The following is a 21,932-nucleotide window of genomic DNA, read 5'->3' as shown; positions in this document are numbered from 1 at the left end:
CAAAATTTATAACTGATTAGAGACTATTTTATCCAAGTTTTACTTTAAACAAAAATAAGTATAAATTCCTTACGCTAAAGCAAAACGGATGTTCGTTTTCATTACAGATTTATTGGCTTAAATTGAAAGGAAGCAATATCTTGAAAAAACATTTAGTTATCGGCTTATTCGTACTCATAGCCCAAGCGGTCGCAGCGCAACCATTGCAAACACCTTTAGTCGCGCAACCAACTACCTGTCTATCATCGCAATTCACTGCGACGGGCGATCAGTACTGGAAATCAATGATTTTAAGACTAACCAATAACTGTAATAAAACGGTAAACTTTCAAAATGCCACGATTTCCTTTGAAAGTACAACAACAATTAATACGTCATTCTGGGGAGATTTTGCACCGTTATCTTATCCGGATAGCTCGTTAACTATTTCTTCGCAGCATCAAACTAATGGGAATTATTTAGCCACTTTAAATTTGCATTTTCCATCTTATCCAGGCGCAAACTCCAAACTACCTCCTAATGATTCTATCCAAATTAGATATGGTGTTAGTGCAGATAATCATCTTACGGGCAGTGTAAACGTTTATTTACAAACCCCCGTCGAAACAGGCTCATTAGTGCTACAAAATGCATCACCGAAACCAATTGGTGTTTCGCAGGATCATGCCCTAATTCACTTATTTCACGATGGCCAGATAATCAATAACGTTCAATTGCCTTGGGCCTCCACACTCACTTTATCCGAATTGCCCATAGGAGCTTATAGTGTTGCAGCTGAAAATGTATCTGACAGTAATGGCCATAGTTACCAAGGCAATGCACTGCCTCATACTTTTACATTAGAAAAAGATCAAACAATTAATTCAACGATTACTTATAATTTGACTCAACAAGAGGGTAAAATTGCGATTAATTTACAAACCTTGCCTGATAAATTAACAGGCTACACCAGTAATCCATCGGTCTTAATCACGCAAAATCAAACAGGGAATTCAATAACGCGCTCATTGAATTGGGACAGCCTCACCACAATTCCTCAATTACAGGCAGGTGCTACTTATCAATTCTCAACAACAGCAATTAATTATAACGGCCAGCATTGCGCTCCAATCTTTACGCCTACTAGTTTAGTTGCCAGTACAACAAGCCTTCCTGCGACTACTTTAACTTATCAATGTACCCAGATTATTCAGGATTCCGTCACCTTAAATGTTACAGGCGCTCCAGCCAATTTAACATCGCTAAAAATCAATCTGACACCTCATGATAATTCTACGGTCATGTCGCAAACGATAGATTTAAATAACGGCAACGGCTCAGCGACTGTCATACTAACAGAAGGAGTAATTTATACTCTTTCCTCTCAGGCTGTAGATGGTTTTTCAATTCATTTTTCACCACAACCTTTGACAGCCTCTGCCAATGCTGTAGTAACAATTAGCTTCAGTCCTGAGAATGCGGAAACTCCACTTGCAATAAATGGACAATTAAAAGTGTGTGGCACTCAGCTTTGCAATGAGCAAGGAAACGCGATTCAATTAAAAGGAATGAGCACTCATGGCCTTCAATGGTACGGTCTTGGTTCTTGTATAACTGAAGCCTCTTTAAATGTATTGAGCAAGAATTTTAAAGCCAATGTTATAAGACTTTCTCTTTATGTCCAGGAAGGTGGCTATGAGAGCAATCCTGCAGCCTTTACTCAACAGGTAAGTGAGTTAATTAATGAAGCTTATGAGCGAGGAATTTATGTCATCGTTGATTGGCATATCTTGAATCCTGGTGATCCAAACTACAATTTAATTCGCGCTAAAAAATTCTTCACCGATATTGCTACAGTTCACAAAGATAAAAAGAATATTCTCTATGAAATTGCAAATGAACCCAATGGAGTAAGTTGGGCAGCAATAAAGAACTATGCTGATCAACTGATTCCTGTAATCCGGGAAATTGATGCCAATGCCCCAATTCTTATTGGCACCCGGGGTTGGAGCTCACTCGGTGTCTCTGAAGGTAGTACTTATCAGGAAATTGTTAACAATCCTGTCCAATTTGCAAATATTATGTACACATTCCATTTTTATGCTGCCTCCCACAGAGAGGAGTATTTAAGCGCTTTGGATAATGCTTCTCAAGTACTCCCTATCTTTGTAACTGAGTTTGGTACACAAACCTACAGCGGTGATGGAGCAAATGATTTTGTCATGTCTGATCGCTATATGCAGCTTATGGCAACAAGAAAAATTGGTTGGACAAACTGGAATTATTCTGACGATTTTCGTTCTGGAGCTATTTGGAAAACGAATAGCTGTACAAACAGCTCCTGGGGAGATAACAATTTAAAGCCAGCAGGGGTTTATATTAAAAATAAAATAGCGTAACCCTTTGTCTATGGCGCCAACTCACTGAGAAATGTGACCTATTTGGCTAATTTGATTTACAGATGTCCTCCCGTGAAACGGGAAGACATGGCGTAAACATAGTAAGGAAGCAATTTGAGAAGGAGACTTCCTGCGTGGAAATGACAAAATCGCCTCGCAGGCACCAAGGAATTTAGGCTGCAGGCCTCACCCCATAACGCAGCATACGTGCTGCAGCTTTTATGCCTTGCATACCTACCCCCCCCATCACACCAGTCACTGAAATACTTCCATTTGAGGTAAGGTAAACAGGTGGAATTCCTGCTGCTGAGCCCCAAGAGGTTGCACTGTTAATCATTGCTGGTGAGGCATTTCCTGTAATAATAAGTGCTATGTTGGCCGCTGCAGCTGTTGGAGCAATAAAAGTAGTTGGTGCAGTAGCTAGTGGTGGTGGTGCGGGATTGGCAGTACTGTCATATTGAATAACACCACTCGCTGTTTTCAAAGCAGAGACATCTACACTAACTATATTTGTACACTTGGTTGTCGAATGGGTATTTGCGCTATTCCATGGTACAACGACTACTCCACCATAAGCCAAAGAAGAAGTTGTTGAGCAAATTCCTGAAGAATCACTGACTTGTACTTTAATATTCGAAGCCGAACCACCCAGACTTCCATTAACAACCACTCCAAGCGAATTGATTAATATTAATTGTCCACTTGCAGCAAACAGAGAACCTGCCAAACCAAACGACAAGACAATGGTTAATGAGGCCAATGATCTTTTGAATTTCATATGTTTACCAATGCACCCATCCATAGCGGCTTCCTTCTTCGTAATTAATTAGTAAGCTCCTAATTAAAAATATAATTAACACACCATCACAAGCTTTACAAATCATATTATTGGCTTTTTACAGCAGTAAAAAATCAAGTTCTCCAAGTTTGGAAATGGTAGACTTATCGTTTAATCTCACTCCATTAGATCTCTACTGGTTTAAGGAGTTAAATGATTACTCTTTTTCTCAAAGGATTAATTGTTGGTATTGCAATTGCGGCACCTGTTGGTCCAATCGGTATATTGTGTATCCAACGTTCTCTGCATAATGGTTTCCAAATCGGACTTATGAGTGGTTTGGGTGCAGCGCTAGCTGATGGCGTCTATGGAATAATTGCTGGATTTGGTTTAACGGCACTCTCTTCTTTTTTGCTCACCCAACAATTTTGGATACGCTTGATAGGTGGCTTATTTTTGCTTTATTTTGGAGTCACACTTTTTCTGGCAAATCCCCAAGCACGAGCAACTCGAGATGAAGAACGATCCCTTTGGAATGCCTTTGCTACCACCTTTTTATTGACTTTAACAAATCCAGCAACCATTTTATCCTTTATGGCTATATTTGCAGGTTTAGGTTTAGGCAGTACAGCCACTGACTTTACACATGCCTTTCTATTAGTCTCGGGAATAACGCTCGGTTCAGCACTTTGGTGGTTATTACTCAGTAGTTTCGTAGCGTTTAAATTACGCCATTGCCTTAGCCCTAAAGTGATGAGCTATATCAATCGTGTCTCTGGAATTATTATTTTATTTTTTGGAATTTTTGCATTATCAATGCGCTAAACACTGTTAGTGTTCTTATTCTAAACAGGATTAGAGCTGTCAATAAAATGATGTTGCAACTTAAAATGCTCGGACAGATGTCTACCCAGCGCTTGAATACCATAACGCTCAGTCGCATGATGACCACAGGCAAAATAATGAATCCCTAATTCTTTTGCTTGATAATAGGTGCGCTCGGAAATTTCACCACTGAAATAAGCGTCAACCCCAAGAGCATAAGCTTCTTCTATAAAATCCTGCGCTGCCCCACTGCACCAGGCTATACGTTGAATAAGGTTATCCCCAGCTTGCACATGCAAAGGTTCTCTGCCTAATTTTTCCTGTAATTGAATTGAGAATTCTTTGGCAGTTTTACCCTGTTTTAATGAACCAGACCATAGTAAATTGGGCGTTTTACCAGCTTGGTGCATGGTGATTGCATTAAAATCAAAAAGCCTTGCCAAGCAAGCGTTATTACCCAATTCCGGATGACAATCAAGTGGTAAGTGGTAAGCAAACAAGCTTATATTATTAGTGAGTAATTGAGCAACACGCTGGCGCTTAATACCAGTTATCACTGCGTCTTCACCCCGCCAGAAATAACCGTGATGTACAAACAAAGCATCCGCTTGCATCTTCACTGCCTGTTCAATAACATCAGCTGATGCTGTAACAGCCGTACAAATCCGAGTGATCTTATCAGTCCCTTCGATCTGCACACCATTAGGCGCATAATCATTAAAATTGGCGCAAGCTAATAGAGTGTGCAGATAAGAAGCCAAGTCATTACGAGCGATCACCGCACTGAAACCCTCTTGATATCAGCGCCTAACATCGATAGTTTTTCTTCAATACGCTCATAGCCCCTGTCGACGTGGTAAATACGCTCAACACTGGTTTCTCCTTCCGCGGCCAAGCCGGCTAAAATAAGACTTGCAGAAGCGCGTAGATCAGTAGCCATAACTGGAGCGCCGGTTAATTTTTCTACGCCAGTAACCATTGCTGTATTGCCATTTAAATGAATTTGAGCTCCCATACGCTGCAATTCCTGTACATGCATAAAACGATTTTCGAAGATATTCTCAATCACTGAAGAGGAACCTTCAGCAATGGTATTCAAAGCCATGAATTGCGCTTGCATATCAGTAGGAAACGCTGGATAAGGAGCCGTGGATATATTAACCGCCTGAGGACGCAAACCATGCATATTCAAAGTCACCCAATCTTCCCCTATCGCCAATTCAGCGCCTGCTTCTTCAAATTTACAAAGCATGGACAATAAATTATCTGGTTTTACACGACGTACAGTGACTCTACCGCGTGTCAGTGCACCAGCAGTAAGATAGGTCCCTGCTTCAATACGATCAGGCATAACGGCATATCGACCGCCAGTGAGTGAGCTTACCCCTTCTACTTCAATAGTTGCCGTACCAGCACCAGAAATTTTTGCTCCCATTTGAGTCAGGAAATTCGCTAAATCAACAACCTCTGGTTCACGAGCCGCGTTTTTAATGAGCGTTTTACCTTCTGCAAGAACAGCCGCCATGAGAACATTTTCAGTGCCTGTTACAGTCACCGTATCAAAAACCAAAGGCTTACCCTGTAAACGCCCCTTTTTACAACGCGCCTTGATGTAACCATTCTTCACAGAAATATCAGCCCCCATTGCTTTAAGTGCCTTAAGATGTAAATCCACTGGACGAGTACCAATTGCACAGCCACCCGGCAGTGAAACATCAGCTTGGCCAAAACGAGCCAATAGAGGACCTAGTACTAAAATAGAGGCACGCATGGTTTTCACTAACTCATAAGGAGCAACATAACTATCAACATGCGAAGCATCCACTTGCACATTCATTTTTTCATCGACAGTTAATTGGGCGCCCAATTGTCCCAAGAGTTCCATCATTGTAGTGACATCTCGAAGATGAGGCACGTTAGCGATCGTCACATTATCGGTAGCAAGGAGTGTTGCAGCCATGATCGGTAAAGCCGAATTTTTTGCACCAGAGATCATGACTTCGCCATTTAAAGCTTTACCGCCATTTATTATTAACTTATCCATGACTTGTCTCCCACTCTTCCTTTGTCCAAGTCTTCATACTAAGCGCATGCAGACTGCCGGTCGTAATATAATCTTTCAGCTTCGAATAAACCCATTGCTGTCTTGCTACCTTTGATTTGCCGAGGAATGCGTTAGAAACGATAGTTAACTGATAATGATAACCATCCCCTTCAACCTTAACAAAATCAACCTCGCCTGTTTCTGCAAGACGACGCTCCAACTCTTCATTACTTACCATACAACTATCTCACTCTGCATATTCTTTACTACAAGGGCCTGTTACACTTCTACTATCCAGGTACTTACTCTTGCTTTTCTGCGCTTCGCTGCCCCACACATCGCGTGTGTGCTCCGCAAAGATACTCGAATATCAAGCCATAAACACCCAAGCTAGCGAAATTTAGCCCTTAGCTACGGTACCAATATCCCGTTAACTCCACAAAACTCGGCCAAAACCTCAATAACTTTTGGCATGCCTTCCATTTTGCAAATTTTGTTTTTCTCTCTACAAAGCCTTTTGGCTTCAATCAATAAAGCAAGGCCGGCACTATCACAGTGAATCACTTTGCTTAAATCAATCTTTAAAATAGCCTCTTCATTTTCCCGGCAATATTTATATAAACGCTTGCAATCCGTTTGCACCGTAGAAAATGTCATTTCTGACGAAGGTTTAAAAGGTTGTGTTTGCACTTAAGCCGCCTTTTTAACAGTACTACGTTGATTCATTTGTTTAATTAAATCTTGCATGCTTGAACTTCGTAAAGCTTCAGCAAATTGTGAGCGGAAGCTTTGTAATAAACTGACTCCCTCTACACTTAAATCATAGATCTTCCACGTCCCATTTTTAGACACCAGACTATAACTGAGTGGAATATTTTGTCCGTTTGAACGGACAATCACACTGTTTACACGAAGAAAGCGACTTGATAAAGAACCTCTTATAGGGAGAAATTTTACTGTTTCATCTGTATATTCAGCTAAAGGACTTGCATAAGTGCGAATAACCAATTGCGTAAATGCAGTAGCAAATTGCTTCCTCTCGCCAGCAGAAGCTTTACTCCAAGCTTGACGACCCAGCACCGAACGCGACATACCATTAACATCAACGTTAGGTAATAAATAGCGTTGGACAGCTTGATGAATCACTTGGGGATTATCTTTTAAGCTCGCCTTATTTTGCTTGAGGGTATCAATAATTTGATTAGCAGTATCTTCAAGCATAGGTAAAGGAGATGATTGTGCCCACAGGATTTGGGAGATGGCTAACGAGGCAACTAAAACAATTGTTTTTATTACATTCATAATTCACCTATTTTTTAATATTAAACAAAAGCTGACCAATTAGATTTTCAAGAATGACAGCTTCTTGTGTTTTTGCAATAACGTCGCCTTCTCGCAAATAAGGATGTTCCTTATTTTCCTCATCATCAAAACCAGGGACGATACTAATGTAGTTAGAACCAATTAAACCCTCAGTCAAAATCCGTGCTGATGAATCTTCAAAGGGTATTGGCTTATCATTTCGCAATAACATGGTAACCTTAGCATTCAATTCACCGGGCTGTAATTCGATATGAGTCACTTCACCGATGCGCACACCAGCAACTGTGACCGGCGCTCTCACCTTAAGGCCACCTATATCAGTAAATTCCGCGGTTACATGATAGCCTTTGCTCGATGCTAAATTAGAAATACCACTAACTTTCATTACGAGAATAAATAAGGCAAACATCCCTAAGAGCATAAAAATTCCTACGCTGATATCGACATAGCGTTGCCTATTATTCTTATTCATTTACCAACCTCCAATCATTATCGCTGTCAAAAGAAAATCAAGTCCAAGCACTGCGACTGACGAATAAACCACTGTACGTGTTGTTGCTTGACTGATGCCTTCCGCTGTAGCAATACAATTAAACCCTTGAAACACCGCTATCCATACGACTACAAAAGCGAACACAATACTTTTAATAATGCCACTGAACACATCGATGCGAAAATTAACTGCTGCCTGCATATTAGACCAAAAACTACCCGCATCAACGCCTAACCACTGAACACCAACAAAATAACCGCCATAAATAGCAACTGCAGAAAAAATCAGAGCCAATACTGGCAGAGAAATAAGACCTGCAAGAAAGCGCGGATAAATTACACGTCCCAATGGGTCTACACCCATCATATCCATACTTGCCAATTGTTCTGTTGCCTTCATCAAACCAATTTCAGCAGTCAAAGCAGATCCCGCCCGTCCGGCAAAAAGTAATGCACTAATCACCGGTCCAAGTTCTCTGGCTATACTCAGGGCTAGAAGCTGGCCAAGTTGGCTGCTTGCGCCAAATTTTTGCAGCGTATTATAACCCTGCAAGCCAATAACCATGCCAATAAAAAGCGCGGAAACAACAATAATCAAACATGACAAAACACCAACAAAATAAAGTTGTGCGCGCAATGCAGGCCAAAGCCGAGGTAAATCCGCCTTTCTAAAGAAAATACCTAATAAAAAAACACCTGAATTACCAATTGTTTGCAAATTATTTACGCCACGCTGCCCCAAGCGCTCAAGCATATCAAGCATTTAACAACTCCTCCGTATAAGGACGTGCCGGATAATGAAAAGGTACTACACCATCAGCTTCGCCATGCATAAATTGCTTCACTTGAGGTTGCATAGAATTTTTTAATTCAAGAGGCGTGCCATGTCCAATTACCTGCCCCCCTGCTATGAGGTAAATGTAGTCGGCGATCGAACAAGTTTCTTCTACGTCATGGGAAACAATAATAGTGGTTGTCTGTAAAAGTTGATTTAATCGCTTAATTAATCGAACAAGAACACCCATAGAAATCGGATCCTGGCCAGTAAACGGTTCATCATACATCATCAACTCGGGATCCAAGGCAATTGTTCTCGCCAAAGCTACCCGCCTTGCCATACCGCCAGAAAGCTCGTCTGGCATCATCTGCGCAGCTCCTCGTAAACCCACTGCCTCCAATTTCATTAACACAATGTCCCGCAACATTGCCGCGTTCAAATTGGTATGTTCACGCAAGGGAAAAGCAACGTTATCAAAAACCGACAAATGAGTAAAAAGCGCACTGCTTTGAAACAATAATCCCATTTTTCGCCTGGCTAAATACAAAGCCTTGCGCGAAAGTTGATGAATATTAACACCATTTACTAGAATTTCCCCAGCTTCTGGCTGCAATTGTGCCCCAATCAAGCGTAACAACGTTGTTTTACCGCTGCCGCTCGGCCCCATAATTGCCGTGATTTTGCCTCGTTGAACTGTCAGATCCACACCAGCAAAAATAGGGCGAGGCCCTCGTGTAAAGGTAAGATTGGTGATTTGCACCAAATTATCCTGCATATAATTTTTATTCCGGATCTAAATAGAAGACGATTATATACCTGATAAGAGTTATTTTGCGAATTTAAAACGCTACTAACAGCATCTAAATTTTGCAGAGTTGGGGTAAAAACCCTTATAAAATGCAGTCAGTCTCTGACTTGAGGTGTCATCAGAGTTATGTGAAGAGGGTATTTTGATGAGCGCATTATTAAATTAATAAATATCGTCCTCGGGGTGGCGCGAAGGTAAGTCTAAAAATGCAGGCAAAACCAGGTGCGGCCAATGCTATCCAGGTTTTAAAGTGAAGTTCCAGGCAAGTTACTATTCCTTTTCATAATTAAGACAAAAAATTCGTATCAGGCGAGGGACTTGATGAGCTGGAGTCCAATGCCAAAGACCTTGCCGCAATAGCATCCAACTGACGAATTATTTCTTTCAGTTCAACAGCAGTACTCGTTTTTTCACTTTTTATTATAACCCTGAGAATATCCTCTTCCACATCCCCAGAGCCAGCGCTTTTTTCTGAGAAAAACTGTGGGCCTTGCCCCCTTCCTAATAAAGGCTTGGCCTGTTCTATCAGCATTTTAAAATCTATTTTACGTTGTAAAAAATTATCAATTATAGTGTTATAAGGAGTAGGATCATGGCTATAAGAAGAATGCTGCAATATCAAGTAAAGCTTGTAATAGAGAATCTGCTCCATAACACGAACTTCCAACTTATCCACTGCAGATTGTCTTCTTGAAGTTGATTCCTTGTGAAAAGTATTCCACTCATCAATACAAACCTCGAGATTTGCAAGTAATTGCAAAGTAAATTCCGGTCGGTCATATTTGCCGAATCTTGAGAAAACCTCGACTGCGTTATTGAGCTTAAGCGTATAAGGTGAAGGTCTATTATAAAAAACCGTGCTCTGCTCCAGCCACCTAGCCAGCTCTTCATTAATATTGGACTGCAATTGATAAACAGTATACAGCTCCGGAGCACGTTCTTTTAAATACGATAGATTTAACGCTCTAAAATCCACTTTATTAAGCAGACTATAATCGCTTAACATCGCCATTAACCAGGTACACTTCATTGGTGTATAAATCCTTTCACCACTATTTCTTGTAGGTTGGTAATAAGGAAGCTCCGTTAAATTATTTATAATTCCAAGGCCTCCAAAAAAAGAAAGTGCACGCGAAGTTTGTTTATAGTCAGGCATAAAATGGCCACTGGCGCCATCAATCATTATGATTTTTCCATCTATAACTTTGATTTGCCCAGCCATGAACAAATTTGCATGACTATAGTAATCAGCATAGGTGGGATGCAAAATCGCTTCACTGGAAAAAAATGAGGTGCGCTCTGGTGCAAGAGAAGGCCCCATGAACATACCACCATTTACATGCACGGTGTAAATAGCCGTCTGGGGGAAATCTTCGGGGTGCTGCCTAAAACTATCGTAGGCTTTAATTGATAAATGCTCAGTAGTAGCATAGCTAAAAGTAAGATGCCGATTATCGCCTTTATCAAGCGTTTGTAATTTCAATAAATTAGTCTTGTTTGGTATGACTCGAAATTCCTCCAGCTCCTCTTTACTGTAGTCGACTGTTCCTACTTTAGAGCGAAGTGCATAAAATGCCTCATCACCAGCATCCTTTCCACCGTAAGGTAATAAATCACTACTTGCTTTTAATTTAGCGTAAAATTTTTTAAAATGGGCGTTTATCTCTTCTGCAGACTTTCCTCTTACACGTTCATAGAATGCCCAAGGATCATTGGAAACATCACTAGGAGCTGGTCGAAGCCAAGGCATAAAAAAGGGATCGAAATCTCGAATAGCTACTCGCGCAGTAATTTTTTCTCTTATTGTTTCGACATTATCATCATTAATAATGTAACCGATAACGTCTAAGACAGTTTTTTTTAATCTTGTATAATTTTCATGATCTTTTTCATGCTCATCACAATGATACAAAAGCTTAATGAGACCATCAAATCGTTCGTAAATGGTTTGAGCGTCATAAATTGCTCTTAAATAGTTCTCAACTACCTGATCAGGGTGCTGTTTTGATTTTTTGAGCCAATCATTCACTGATGGCAAAACTGGAAAAGCCATTATTAGATCATTTTATGTACAATATAGAAAAAATATAGTCCATAAAATGCGCTTTCGCCTGCTTCTTCGAGCAAATCGATTATTAATTAACCTACTTTGATTATAATTGTAGTTGGTTGAAAGGAACTATCTCAGCAAGATAAACCCCATCTTTTTAACCTATAAAGAAAAAAATTACTGTGTTAAACTTGTCCTTCTGCTTGATAGCACTGAGAATACATGAATTTTTGCAAATTAGGCCTTGCGGTCATTGAAACTGAAGCTCAGGCAGTGCTTGAACTAACGCAACGCATTGATGAGCGCTTTGAAACAGCCTGCGAACTTTTACTAGCCTGTAAAGGGCGCGTTGTAGTGACTGGTATGGGCAAATCAGGTCATATTGCGCATAAAATTGCCGCCACCCTTTCCAGTACAGGTACACCTGCCTTTTTTATGCACCCTGGTGAAGCCAGTCATGGTGATTTAGGTATGATTACCCGACAGGATGCTGTGGTTGCAATTTCAAATTCTGGGTTTACCAACGAAATTGTTACCTTATTACCCCTCCTTAAGCGTCTTGAAGTACCTCTAATTACATTGACCGGCAATGATGATTCAACTTTAGCTAAAGCTGCCAGTGTCAATTTAGATATTAGCATCCGCCAGGAAGCTTGCCCTTTAGGCCTGGCTCCTACCACAAGTACCACTGTCTCTTTAGTGATGGGAGATGCTTTGGCTATCGCTTTATTACAAGCTCGCGGCTTTAGTGCCGAAGATTTCGCCTTATCACATCCGGGGGGTGCTCTGGGCAGACGCCTTTTACTGCGTATTGACGAATTATGCCATCATGGCGATGAATTACCTTTGGTTCATGAGCAAGCCACTATCAGTGAAGCGTTGATTGAGGTTACGGCAAAAAAATTAGGAATGACGTGCGTAGTTGATAACCACGGCCATTTATCAGGTGTTTATACCGATGGCGATGTAAGGCGTACTTTGACTCAAAATTTTGATATTAATACGACGCCGTTGGCCAGTGTTATGAGTAGAAATTGTAAAACCATCAAAAAAGGAACCTTGGCAGCAGAAGCACTGGCAATTATGCAAAAATACAGTATTACTTCTTTAGTTGTTGTTGATGACAATAATAAACCAGCAGCAGTTATCCATTTACATGATCTGCTTCGGGCTGGTGTTTTTTAAGGTAGAAAAATGAACGAATTAACAGAAAAAGCTAAGCATATCAAGTGTTTAATTTGTGATGTTGATGGAGTTTTGACTGATGGTCTTCTCCATATAGATAACTTGGGCAATGAATTAAAATCCTTTCATGTACAAGATGGAATGGGTTTAAAATTACTAATGGCGGCTGACATTGTAGTAGCAGTTATTACTACCTCTCAAAATGCCGTCATTGATCACCGCATGAAACAACTAGGTATTTTGCACTATTTTACTGGACAGGTAGATAAGCGAGATGCATTTGAGCAGTTAAAATTACGCCTAGGTTTAAGTAACAAAGAAATTGCTTATATAGGGGACGACCTACCTGATTTGGCTATTATTCAACAGGTAGGCTTGGGAGTTGCCGTTGCAAATGCGGTGCCTCAAGTAAAAGAATTTGCAGTTTGGCAAACCGAACAACAAGGCGGACGGGGCGCTGTTCGTGAAGTTTGTGAACTAATTCTGAACGCGCAAGACAAACAAGAACAGGCACTCACCAGGTACCTCGCATCATGAATGCAGCCAAACAAGCTGCATGGTTATTTTGTGTATTAATCGCACTGGCATGTTCCGGTTGGTATTTTGCAAGCTCTACACCAGTAGCCAAACTTAATGATAAAGCCCTTTCCAAAGCGGCGGACACGATTATTACGAACTTAACTGTACGCCGTTTTGACGAGGATGGGAAATTAGTCAATTATTTAAAAACTCCCGAAGTACAGCATATACCGAACCATAATAGCCATATACTGCAATCGCCTCATATTATTATCACCCAAGACAACCAAGCACCTTGGGAAATTAAATCCGAGCGAGCCAGGGCAATCAATGGCGGACAACAAATTACTTTTATTCATAATGTAATAGTTCATCAAAATAAAAGTACGCATAACCAGGAAAGTACAATGAAAACAGAGGAACTTACCTATTTTCCTAAAAACAAGCTAGCCACTACCGAAAAGGCAGTACGATTTGAACAACCAGGCAGTATTGTGCTCGCCCAAGGAATGAAAGCCTATCTAGCCGATAAGCGAGTGCAATTATTAAGTAAAGCGCGAGCCACTTATGAACCCAAACATGCCTAAGATTGGACTATTAAAATCCATTACTTTGCTGCTACTGATCTTAACTAGTAACCATAGTCTGGCAATGCCCGATGATCGCGAAAAACTGGTTGAATTATCAGCGGATTCAGCTGATCTCAATCAACAAACCCACCGAGGGGAATATATTGGTGACGTCCAATTCGATCAAGGAACTACACATTTACGAGCAGCAAAAGCGATTACTGAAGGAGATAAGCACAACAAATTAGTTTTTGCTGTTGCTGAAGGTAATGATAAGGAACAGGCTCATTATTGGACGCAAACTGCAATAGATAAACCCTTATTACATGCCTACGCTGATATCATCCGTTATTACCCAAACCGCCACCTGATTGAACTCATTGGTAATGCCCATGTATCCCAGGGTGATAATTCTTTTACAGCGCCTAAAATTAGTTACGATACTCTCAAACAGCATGTAGTCTCTAAAAGTGATGGTAAGACACGTACGACAATTATCATTCATCCAGGAAAACAATCATGAGTGAATTGTCAGCAAAAAACTTAAAAAAATCATTTAAAACCCGTACTGTTGTTAATGGTGTCAGTATTAATATTCGCCGTGGTGAGTGTGTCGGTTTATTAGGGCCAAATGGAGCAGGAAAAACAACTTGTTTTTATATGATCGTTGGCCTGCAATCCTGTGATGAGGGCCAAATTATCCTTGATGGCAAAGATGTTACCAAGGCGCCGATGCACCAACGAGCACGATTAGGTGTAGGTTATCTACCCCAAGAAGCATCCGTATTTCGTAAAATGACAGTATCAGAGAATATATTGGCCATACTGCAATTACGTCATGATCTGGATGAGCAAGCACGGCAAGAGAAACTAGAGCAATTGCTGCATGAATTCCATATTTCTCATTTACAAAAAAGTTTAGGAATGAGTTTATCAGGTGGTGAACGCCGCCGAGTCGAAATCGCCCGTGCATTAGCCATTGAGCCGACCTTCATTTTGTTGGATGAACCATTCGCAGGTGTTGATCCTATCTCTGTTCTTGATATTAAAAAAATAATTTCCCATTTATGTGACAAAAACATTGGGGTTTTAATCACGGATCACAATGTCCGTGAAACTTTAGATATCTGTGAACGGGCATATATTGTGACTCAGGGCAAAATCCTTTGCGAAGGTTCGCCCGAAGCAATTCTTGCCAACCAACAAGTACGTGCAGTGTATTTGGGTGAAGAGTTCTCATTATAATTATGTTGCTTATTATTGATAATTACGATTCTTTTACTTATAACCTCGTACAATACTTTCAATGCTTGGGGCAAGAGGTTAAGGTCTTTGCAAATGATCGCATCTCTATTGAGGATATTGAACGTCTAGCGCCCCAGTACCTGGTTATTTCTCCGGGCCCCAAAGGCCCAGCGCAAGCAGGTATTTCTTTACAGGTGATTGAACATTTTTATCAGCAAACTCCCATTCTTGGAATTTGTTTAGGTCACCAATGTCTAGCTCATTTTTTTGGAGCCTCCATTATTCAAGCACCAGAAATAATGCACGGCAAAAACTCTTTAATTAACCATAACAAACGAGGCTTGTTTCGTAATTTGCCCACTCCATTTCAGGCTACTCGTTATCATTCACTAGCTGTCGATATTGCAACCCTACCCTCTTGTTTTGCCATTGATGCATGGGCTGATAATACAATTATGGCTATTACACATCGTCAATATCCTTTATATGGTCTACAATTTCATCCGGAAGCCATTTTAAGTGAATATGGCATGCAGCTTTTAACTCATTTTTTAGCCTATGAATACCAATAAATTATTTGAACAATTAATTGCCGGTGAAAATTTAACCGCCACAGCAACACAAGATTTTATGTATGCCTGCATGAAAGGTGAATTGACTGATGTGCAAATCGCTACCTTTTTAGCCCTGATGCGTATGAAAGGTGAAACAGTTGAGGAATTAACTGCTGCGGCTTCCGTTATGATGAAAATGGCTCACTGCATTGATTTGGGTAATGATTTGCTAGACATCGTGGGTACAGGCGGTGATGGCAAAAATACCTTTAATGTCTCAACGGTCAGCAGTTTTGTTGCTGCAGCAGCAGGGGCTCAGGTGGCTAAACACGGTAATCGTTCTGTTTCCAGTCGTAGTGGTAGTGCCGATTTGCTATTACAGGCCGGCTTCGAACTTCATTTGACCGATGCGCAGTTACAAGCCTGCATGCAGCAATGCGGCGTCAGTTTTTTATTTGCGCCTCATTTTCATCAAGCAGTACAACATGCAAAAACAGCACGTCAACAACTTGGGATACGTACTTTTTTTAATTTGCTTGGGCCCCTTATTAATCCCGCCCATGTAAAAAAACAAGTTGTCGGCGTCTGCGCATATCGTTTGCTAGAGCCAATAGCCAAAGTGCTTGCTAATCTTGGCAGTGAGCGTGCATTGGTCATCAATTCTCGTGATGGCATGGATGAAGTCAGTATTTCAGCCATTACGGATGTCGTAGAATATCATCAAGGCGAATTCAAACATTGGTGTATTGACCCCAAAGATTATGATTGTTTTCATGCTAATTTGGACGCCATTATTGTCAACTCCCCTGGTCAAAGCCTGATACTTGCTGAGAAAGTGTTGAATGGTGAGCTGGGACCCGCGCGCGATATCGTCCTATTAAACACTGCTGCCGCGCTTTATTGTGCAGAACTCAGCTCCAGTTTCAGTGATGCTGTAGAAAAGGCTAAAAAGGCAATTGATAGTGGCAAAGCCGCCAAAACATTTATGCAATTGAAAGCATTAACTCAACAAGTGATCAACAATAATGAATAGTATTTTAAATCGCATAGCCGAACATAAGCAGGAAGAAATCGCACAAGCAAAACGTCTTAAGCCTTTAGCCAGTTTAAAAAATATTGACGCGTTACCTATCCGGGATTTTATTGCTGGTTTGCATAAGATTAATCCAGCGATTATTGCGGAAATAAAAAAAGCCTCACCCAGCAAAGGAATCATACGTGCTGATTTTGATGTAGCAACTATCGCCCAAATTTATGAAAAAAATGGAGCCAGCTGTTTATCTGTCCTAACAGACCATCAATTCTTTCATGGCGATCCAAGTTATTTAGCCGTAGCAAAAAAACATTCATCCTTACCCGTGCTTCGTAAGGACTTCATCATCGATGATTATCAACTCTATGAAAGCCGCGCTCTGGGAGCCGATTGTATTTTGTTGATTGTTGCCATGCTTGATAACTCGCAACTCCGAGATTACTGCCAATTAGCTCAAGAACTGGGTATGGCAGTATTAGTAGAAAGCCATACGCTAGCAGAACTTGAGCGTGCACTGGTACTACCGACTCCTTTGATGGGAGTCAACAATCGGAGTTTACACACTTTTATCACTGATATTCGTACTAGTCTTGAATTAATTCATCACCTGCCAGCAGATAAAATTATGATCAGTGAAAGCGGCATTAATACCAATGAAGATATTAAGCGAATGCAAGGAAATGGCATTAATACCTTTTTAATTGGTGAGAGTTTAATGCGCGCAGCAAATATAGGACATAAACTTCAAGAATTAATGAGCTAATCGTTATGGTTTATAATATTTTTAATTAACTATTTGTTTTTAATTAACTTATTGAGTCGCCAATAATATCCTTACACCACTGTAAGTGAATGGCTTTTCCATTTATTTGTCTTAGTGTGCTAAATTTAGCATAATGCAACCCCATTTTTTATGGCTGAGAGCCTATGACAAATAAAAAAATAACACCTGCTCTTTTGAAACAATTAGTAACTAAGGCGGAGCGCAACCAGGATGGCGATACCGCAAATTACATACCCGAATTAGCGAATGTGAACAAAGACTTAACGGCTGTAGCAGTTAAGCTTTTAAGCGGCGAATCATTTTCTTACAGCAATCTGCCTCTATCGCCAGTTACTCTACAAAGTACAGGAAAATTGATTCCCCTTATTGGCCTTTTAGAGGAATTTGGCGCAGAACAGCTTTTTGAATGGGTTAAAGTTGAACCTTCCGGCGATGATTTTGCATCGATTACGCGTCTTGAACGGTTTGGCCCCAAACCATCCAATCCTATGTTAAATGCTGGCGCAATTACCCTTTGCTCTCATATACCTGGCTTAGGAGAGCAGAAATTTGCCTGGCTGGAACATTGGGTACAGAAATTATTTAATCAACGTTTGAGCATAAATCCCCTGGTATTTGCGTCAGAAAAAAGGACTGGGGACCGTAATCGTTCCATGGCCTATTTACTTAAAAGCAGGAACAATTTGGGAACCGGCGTTGGTGAAACGCTTGATTTATATTTTACTCTTTGCTCTTATGAAGCAATGCTTGAACAGATGCTCTATTTACCGACTATCTTAGCCAATGCAGGAAAAGATCCCCAAGATGGAACACAAATTATTTCACTTGAAACATGTAAAATTACGCTCGCTATTATGGCTACCTGTGGTTTATATGATGAGACTGGAACACATATGGTTCGTACCGGCATGCCCGCTAAAAGTGGCGTTTCAGGATATACCATTGCCGTAGTTCCTGCCAAAGCGGGTATAGTGGTACTTAGTCCTCGAGTCAATGCTAAAGGCAATAGCATTCGCGGTGAAATTATCCTGGAAAACTTATCAAATACCATGGAATGGCATTTTGCAGTTCCCTAAGCTGGTAAAGGACCCATTAGGCCTCTTGTATAATCTGTGTATTTTAAGGCGAAAACGCTTCGAGAGCGGAGTTTACAAGTACGCAGAAACGTTCGCAACGCAGCAATATAACTAAAGACACCGGCTATACAAGGGATCTACTTAATCATCTGATAAAGGTTCTGGTATATGCACTGGCTCTGGCTCTGGATCATTCGCTGGGCTTGGCTCAGGAGAGTAATCAGGGCCTGGTTCTGCCGGATCGGGGAGCATAGGATCTTCTAATGGTGGTGAAGAGGGAATTTCCTCCGGTTGTCCCGATTGCTCTTGATAATTCACAGTACTCTCCTTAGTTCTTAGGCCACTGTCGTTGGCGGTGGAATTTCTGGCAACGCAGCTGTCGGAGTCACTCCCACAACCTGAACATGAGCAACCTCTGCACCATTGGAGAATTCAAAAAGCTTGCCACCTCCATGTGCTGCATCTACATTTCCAAGTTCATTCCAGGTTTGCGTGGATGTTTTTTCAATATTAACGGTATCATGTTGTTGACCATCACCGTCCCCGCGAATTTTCAGGACATGATCATAGGTAACACCATTTACCTCAACACTCAAATCACTGTTATGGGCTAATTTTAATGCGGCATCCAAATCAAGATGCACATCATTTTTACCGGCACCAGCCATATCAATGACTTCCCAGCCACCATGACCAAAATGTTCTTTAATTTCATTAGTACTTAAGCCCATGTTATTTTCATTAAATTTCACGGTATCAATACCATGTCCACCAGCTACTGTTCCCATATGTGATAAATCCTCAGGAATTAATAAATTCTCAGAATTATTACTAAGGACTTTTTCATGCTCATTACTAAAATCAAACAAATTGAGATTTAACGGATCCGAAGTTACTGTAACGGTAAAGTTCCCTGAAATAGAATCACCATCTCCATCAGTAGCAGTAAATTGGAAAGGCAAATCTGTTGTTTTATCGCCTTCAATATCAAACTCAACGCCAGAAACCCGGAAATGCTTATTATTTGCACTTGAAGAGCTTGAATTATTTTCTAGTTCTACACGATCAAGGTATTTATTCGCTGTTACAGGAATATCAATACTGGCAGTTGTGCCATCAGGTAAAATTGCAGTCCCTGTGGCAGTTGTGCCGTCAGTGTAATAGGCAGTCCACTTATAGGAGACATCTACAGAGCCTGTAGCGATAAGATCCAGTGTCATTCCAGTAGCATTATTTGCTACTCCATCAAGACCCGTATTATCAAAATCAAATGTTAATTTTTCACCTCTATTAACTACAGTATTACCTGCACCTCCAGTAACACCGAGGCCATTACTATTTAAAATGACATTACCATTACCACCACTTGCTGTGATCTTCATTTCCCAATCACCAGCTGAAGCAGACAGAGCACCAGACGCACTATTTACATAATATGCACTTGCATTACCTGAACCAGAAACTGTTGGCGTATAAGCGATATTAATGGGATCAAGCGGTTGAAGAAGAGTAAAGTTGTAGGTACCATCAGGTCCATCAGCCGAAAGGACAAATACTACATTTGAACCAGCCATCGCAGTAATCGTTGACCCAGATATATTATAGGTAATATCGACTCGTCCTGAAGTTAATCCTTCTAAAGGTGTACCATTTAAATTAATTACTCCACCTTGAGATTCACCACCCATGTCTGCTAATACACCATCAATTTGAGCGCCAGCAATATTTTGTGTTATTCCATCCGCTATATTTGCTACCGGTACATCATCAACGGGATAGACTATAACGTTAATATTCACAGTACTACTTTCCTGAGCACCATTTGATGTTTCCGTTGCTGTGGCAGTGACTTGCAGTGAAAAATTGCCATTAAAATTGAGTGGAGGAAGAATTGTTAAAGCATTGATATTCCAACCGGTGATATCAACAGAAGTATTACCTACAGTACTAGTAAAAGTATGCGTACCATCACTAAGTACAGCACCAACAGGAATATTACCAAGTTTAATTGCTAAAATTTCGGAACCATCAGTATCTACCAATGCAGCATTAATGCGTGAAAGAGGAATGGATGTATCTTCACTGCCCTCATTATAAGAGTATGCTTGATAAAAACCATCAGGCTTAAGTTCAGAAAGACGGAGATTGACCCCATGCACATCATCGACATCTTGATATAATTTGAAATTTGCTGAGCTTAAATCTTTAATCGCGCCACCATTGTCACGCAAATTAACATCATAATTACCTGGTCCATCGGAATTATTATGATAAATGGATAACAAATAATAACCTGTTGTGGTAGGGACAAAATTACCGCTGAACACGCCTTGACTACCTCCCCAGGTAGCTTGAGCTACGACGTTATTACCCACCACAATACGAATACTATCATCACCCGATCCACTAAATGTATAAGTATGACCTGCTTCTAAATAAATAAGCCCTGAAATTTTTGATGCTGTTCCTGTTGCAACATCATTCGTACCTGGTTGCTGAACATTCTGTATACTGGTTGTAGAACTTGGATTTAAAAGAGTAGCCTCTATAACAGCTTGTAAAGTACTTGGCGTAGCCCCAGCTCCATTCGTTGTCAAACCCAAGATATTATTTATCCATGTTTCTTTTATTAACCCTGTTCCAATTGGAATTGAAGAAGTCGGGGTAGTTAATCCAAGAGTGGGAACATCAGCCACTGCAGTAACATTAAGTTGTAGAGAAGCCGTTGCAGAACCACCCTGTCCATCACTAACCGTATAAGTTATAGATGGGGCTGAACCACTCCAATTCGCTACAGGTGTAAAACTATAAGCACCATTTGCTCCAATGCTAAGGGTACCTACACCCGCTATTGTTGCTGTAGCACCAGCGGCATAAGAGGTATTGTTGATGGAGAAAGCAGTTACAGTTAAAACACCTCCATCTGAATCTTGATCATTGCTAAGAACATTACCAGTAATGATTGTATCTTCATTACCAGTTTTCGTGTCGTTAGTTAAAATAGGAACTTCATTAGTACCCTGAATGGTTACCGTAACCACTTTGCTAGCAGTGCCATCAAAAGATTTTGCCGTGAAACTATCAGTCAACGATTGGCCAACCTTTAATTGCTGGATGGCCGTTTGCGCATTGTTCGCCGTGTAAGTCCAGGCGCCATTGGCGGCCAGGGTAAAGGTACCGTAGGTTCCTGCCACAGAAGGCTGGGCGATGAAACTGGATTGGCCGGCATCGACATCGGCAATGGTGAGCGTACCACTACTAGTCAGATTACCACTGGTGACATTGACATCTTCGGTGACTGTACCGGTAGACACCCCGGCAATTACCGGGACATCATTGGTACCCTGGATGGTGACTGTGACGAGCTGGGTTGCTGTTCCATCTAAAGATTTTGCCGTGAAGCTATCGGTTAAGGTTTGGCCAGCCCCTAATTGCTGGATGGCTGTTTGCGCATTGTTCGCCGTATAAGTCCAGACCCCATTGGCGGCCAG

General features: G+C 40.9%; 23 protein-coding genes. 11 read left to right on the top strand and 12 right to left on the bottom strand.

Annotated features, from left to right (window positions below; genetic code table 11):
- Window positions 1-140: 140 nt before the first annotated feature.
- Complete coding sequence (locus ACN4Z1_RS10015; protein ID WP_419388263.1) at window positions 141-2,378, top strand: glycoside hydrolase family 5 protein; 2,238 nt, start codon at window positions 141-143, stop codon at window positions 2,376-2,378.
- 172 nt (window positions 2,379-2,550) lie between these two features.
- Here the strand turns inward: ACN4Z1_RS10015 and ACN4Z1_RS10010 are convergent, their stop codons facing one another.
- Window positions 2,551-3,156, bottom strand: coding sequence for a hypothetical protein (locus ACN4Z1_RS10010; protein ID WP_181879364.1), 606 nt, complete (start codon window positions 3,154-3,156; stop codon window positions 2,551-2,553).
- Window positions 3,157-3,369: 213 nt separating this feature from the next.
- Here ACN4Z1_RS10010 and ACN4Z1_RS10005 point away from each other — a divergent pair, with 213 nt between their 5' ends.
- Window positions 3,370-3,981 (top strand): LysE family translocator, encoded by a 612-nt coding sequence (locus ACN4Z1_RS10005; RefSeq protein WP_228364523.1) that lies wholly within the window; start codon window positions 3,370-3,372, stop codon window positions 3,979-3,981.
- Window positions 3,982-4,001: 20 nt separating this feature from the next.
- Here the strand turns inward: ACN4Z1_RS10005 and ACN4Z1_RS10000 are convergent, their stop codons facing one another.
- The 9 genes from ACN4Z1_RS10000 to ACN4Z1_RS09960 form a co-directional block, all read right to left on the bottom strand.
- Window positions 4,002-4,760, bottom strand: a complete 759-nt coding sequence (locus ACN4Z1_RS10000) for a Nif3-like dinuclear metal center hexameric protein (protein ID WP_228364522.1) — start codon at window positions 4,758-4,760, stop codon at window positions 4,002-4,004.
- On the bottom strand, window positions 4,757-6,025 hold the full coding sequence (gene murA, locus ACN4Z1_RS09995) for a UDP-N-acetylglucosamine 1-carboxyvinyltransferase (protein ID WP_115221557.1): 1,269 nt from the start codon (window positions 6,023-6,025) through the stop codon (window positions 4,757-4,759). Before murA ends, ACN4Z1_RS10000 begins: the two co-directional genes overlap by 4 nt.
- Window positions 6,018-6,263 carry a BolA family protein gene (locus ACN4Z1_RS09990; RefSeq protein ID WP_228364520.1) on the bottom strand — a complete coding sequence of 82 codons (246 nt, stop codon included), beginning with the start codon at window positions 6,261-6,263 and terminating at the stop codon, window positions 6,018-6,020. Before ACN4Z1_RS09990 ends, murA begins: the two co-directional genes overlap by 8 nt.
- 173 nt (window positions 6,264-6,436) lie before the next feature.
- Entirely contained in the window at window positions 6,437-6,715 is a 279-nt protein-coding gene (locus tag ACN4Z1_RS09985) for an STAS domain-containing protein (protein WP_228364519.1), read from the bottom strand.
- Window positions 6,716-7,327 (bottom strand): MlaC/ttg2D family ABC transporter substrate-binding protein, encoded by a 612-nt coding sequence (locus tag ACN4Z1_RS09980; RefSeq protein WP_115221559.1) that lies wholly within the window; start codon window positions 7,325-7,327, stop codon window positions 6,716-6,718.
- A gap of 7 nt (window positions 7,328-7,334) precedes the next feature.
- Window positions 7,335-7,820: an outer membrane lipid asymmetry maintenance protein MlaD gene (mlaD, locus tag ACN4Z1_RS09975; RefSeq protein ID WP_058443373.1), complete on the bottom strand. Its 486-nt coding sequence runs from the start codon at window positions 7,818-7,820 to the stop codon at window positions 7,335-7,337.
- Window positions 7,821-8,603 carry a lipid asymmetry maintenance ABC transporter permease subunit MlaE gene (gene mlaE, locus ACN4Z1_RS09970; RefSeq protein WP_058443372.1) on the bottom strand — a complete coding sequence of 261 codons (783 nt, stop codon included), beginning with the start codon at window positions 8,601-8,603 and terminating at the stop codon, window positions 7,821-7,823. It abuts the gene before it with no gap.
- The gene (locus tag ACN4Z1_RS09965; protein ID WP_228364517.1) at window positions 8,596-9,393 is read right to left on the bottom strand and encodes an ATP-binding cassette domain-containing protein; all 798 of its coding nucleotides are present in this window, start codon (window positions 9,391-9,393) and stop codon (window positions 8,596-8,598) included. The genes mlaE and ACN4Z1_RS09965 overlap by 8 nt, the downstream gene beginning before the upstream one ends.
- Before the next feature lie 319 nt (window positions 9,394-9,712).
- Window positions 9,713-11,479, bottom strand: coding sequence for a hypothetical protein (locus tag ACN4Z1_RS09960; RefSeq protein ID WP_228364516.1), 1,767 nt, complete (start codon window positions 11,477-11,479; stop codon window positions 9,713-9,715).
- Between the two features lie 219 nt (window positions 11,480-11,698).
- Here ACN4Z1_RS09960 and ACN4Z1_RS09955 point away from each other — a divergent pair, with 219 nt between their 5' ends.
- From ACN4Z1_RS09955 to glsA, 9 genes are all read left to right on the top strand, one after another.
- Window positions 11,699-12,661, top strand: coding sequence for a KpsF/GutQ family sugar-phosphate isomerase (locus tag ACN4Z1_RS09955; protein ID WP_228364514.1), 963 nt, complete (start codon window positions 11,699-11,701; stop codon window positions 12,659-12,661).
- A gap of 9 nt (window positions 12,662-12,670) precedes the next feature.
- Entirely contained in the window at window positions 12,671-13,198 is a 528-nt protein-coding gene (locus ACN4Z1_RS09950; protein ID WP_115221563.1) for a KdsC family phosphatase, read from the top strand.
- Window positions 13,195-13,767 (top strand): LPS export ABC transporter periplasmic protein LptC, encoded by a 573-nt coding sequence (lptC, locus tag ACN4Z1_RS09945; protein ID WP_228364512.1) that lies wholly within the window; start codon window positions 13,195-13,197, stop codon window positions 13,765-13,767. The genes ACN4Z1_RS09950 and lptC overlap by 4 nt, the downstream gene beginning before the upstream one ends.
- The gene (gene lptA, locus ACN4Z1_RS09940) at window positions 13,760-14,272 is read left to right on the top strand and encodes a lipopolysaccharide transport periplasmic protein LptA (RefSeq protein ID WP_228364511.1); all 513 of its coding nucleotides are present in this window, start codon (window positions 13,760-13,762) and stop codon (window positions 14,270-14,272) included. The genes lptC and lptA overlap by 8 nt, the downstream gene beginning before the upstream one ends.
- Window positions 14,269-14,994 carry an LPS export ABC transporter ATP-binding protein gene (gene lptB / locus ACN4Z1_RS09935; protein WP_115221566.1) on the top strand — a complete coding sequence of 242 codons (726 nt, stop codon included), beginning with the start codon at window positions 14,269-14,271 and terminating at the stop codon, window positions 14,992-14,994. The genes lptA and lptB overlap by 4 nt, the downstream gene beginning before the upstream one ends.
- A gap of 2 nt (window positions 14,995-14,996) precedes the next feature.
- Window positions 14,997-15,566, top strand: a complete 570-nt coding sequence (locus tag ACN4Z1_RS09930; RefSeq protein ID WP_115221567.1) for an anthranilate synthase component II — start codon at window positions 14,997-14,999, stop codon at window positions 15,564-15,566.
- Window positions 15,553-16,581 carry an anthranilate phosphoribosyltransferase gene (trpD, locus tag ACN4Z1_RS09925; protein ID WP_228364510.1) on the top strand — a complete coding sequence of 343 codons (1,029 nt, stop codon included), beginning with the start codon at window positions 15,553-15,555 and terminating at the stop codon, window positions 16,579-16,581. The genes ACN4Z1_RS09930 and trpD overlap by 14 nt, the downstream gene beginning before the upstream one ends.
- The gene (gene trpC / locus ACN4Z1_RS09920) at window positions 16,574-17,344 is read left to right on the top strand and encodes an indole-3-glycerol phosphate synthase TrpC (RefSeq protein WP_228364508.1); all 771 of its coding nucleotides are present in this window, start codon (window positions 16,574-16,576) and stop codon (window positions 17,342-17,344) included. The genes trpD and trpC overlap by 8 nt, the downstream gene beginning before the upstream one ends.
- A 164-nt stretch (window positions 17,345-17,508) precedes the next feature.
- Complete coding sequence (gene glsA / locus ACN4Z1_RS09915; RefSeq protein WP_115221570.1) at window positions 17,509-18,441, top strand: glutaminase A; 933 nt, start codon at window positions 17,509-17,511, stop codon at window positions 18,439-18,441.
- A gap of 141 nt (window positions 18,442-18,582) precedes the next feature.
- Here the strand turns inward: glsA and ACN4Z1_RS09910 are convergent, their stop codons facing one another.
- Both ACN4Z1_RS09910 and ACN4Z1_RS09905 read right to left on the bottom strand, forming a co-directional pair.
- Window positions 18,583-18,759, bottom strand: coding sequence for a hypothetical protein (locus ACN4Z1_RS09910; protein WP_181879365.1), 177 nt, complete (start codon window positions 18,757-18,759; stop codon window positions 18,583-18,585).
- A 17-nt stretch (window positions 18,760-18,776) separates the two neighbouring features.
- A partial coding sequence (locus tag ACN4Z1_RS09905) for a VCBS domain-containing protein (protein ID WP_419423045.1) occupies window positions 18,777-21,932 on the bottom strand: 3,156 nt, incomplete at its 5' end.

The organism is Legionella sp. ST3F1, from assembly GCF_048553315.1.
Lineage (GTDB): Bacteria > Pseudomonadota > Gammaproteobacteria > Legionellales > Legionellaceae > Tatlockia > Tatlockia donaldsonii.
Note: the sequence above shows the minus strand (reverse complement) of the source record. Positions and strands in the feature narration are given on the sequence as shown.

Bases quoted from the DNA above. Each gene is read 5' to 3' on its own strand.
- mlaE (WP_058443372.1), bottom strand. From the start codon at position 8,603: ATGCTTGATATGCTTGAGCGCTTGGGGCAGCGTGGCGTAAATAATTTG.
- ACN4Z1_RS09980 (WP_115221559.1), bottom strand. From the start codon at position 7,327: ATGAATGTAATAAAAACAATTGTTTTAGTTGCCTCGTTAGCCATCTCC.
- trpC (WP_228364508.1), top strand. From the start codon at position 16,574: ATGAATAGTATTTTAAATCGCATAGCCGAACATAAGCAGGAAGAAATC.
- ACN4Z1_RS09960 (WP_228364516.1), bottom strand. From the start codon at position 11,479: ATGGCTTTTCCAGTTTTGCCATCAGTGAATGATTGGCTCAAAAAATCA.
- mlaD (WP_058443373.1), bottom strand. From the start codon at position 7,820: ATGAATAAGAATAATAGGCAACGCTATGTCGATATCAGCGTAGGAATT.
- murA (WP_115221557.1), bottom strand. From the start codon at position 6,025: ATGGATAAGTTAATAATAAATGGCGGTAAAGCTTTAAATGGCGAAGTC.
- ACN4Z1_RS10005 (WP_228364523.1), top strand. From the start codon at position 3,370: ATGATTACTCTTTTTCTCAAAGGATTAATTGTTGGTATTGCAATTGCG.
- trpD (WP_228364510.1), top strand. From the start codon at position 15,553: ATGAATACCAATAAATTATTTGAACAATTAATTGCCGGTGAAAATTTA.
- glsA (WP_115221570.1), top strand. From the start codon at position 17,509: ATGACAAATAAAAAAATAACACCTGCTCTTTTGAAACAATTAGTAACT.
- ACN4Z1_RS09965 (WP_228364517.1), bottom strand. From the start codon at position 9,393: ATGCAGGATAATTTGGTGCAAATCACCAATCTTACCTTTACACGAGGG.
- ACN4Z1_RS09930 (WP_115221567.1), top strand. From the start codon at position 14,997: ATGTTGCTTATTATTGATAATTACGATTCTTTTACTTATAACCTCGTA.
- ACN4Z1_RS10010 (WP_181879364.1), bottom strand. From the start codon at position 3,156: ATGAAATTCAAAAGATCATTGGCCTCATTAACCATTGTCTTGTCGTTT.
- lptA (WP_228364511.1), top strand. From the start codon at position 13,760: ATGCCTAAGATTGGACTATTAAAATCCATTACTTTGCTGCTACTGATC.
- ACN4Z1_RS09950 (WP_115221563.1), top strand. From the start codon at position 12,671: ATGAACGAATTAACAGAAAAAGCTAAGCATATCAAGTGTTTAATTTGT.
- ACN4Z1_RS09955 (WP_228364514.1), top strand. From the start codon at position 11,699: ATGAATTTTTGCAAATTAGGCCTTGCGGTCATTGAAACTGAAGCTCAG.
- lptC (WP_228364512.1), top strand. From the start codon at position 13,195: ATGAATGCAGCCAAACAAGCTGCATGGTTATTTTGTGTATTAATCGCA.
- lptB (WP_115221566.1), top strand. From the start codon at position 14,269: ATGAGTGAATTGTCAGCAAAAAACTTAAAAAAATCATTTAAAACCCGT.
- ACN4Z1_RS09990 (WP_228364520.1), bottom strand. From the start codon at position 6,263: ATGGTAAGTAATGAAGAGTTGGAGCGTCGTCTTGCAGAAACAGGCGAG.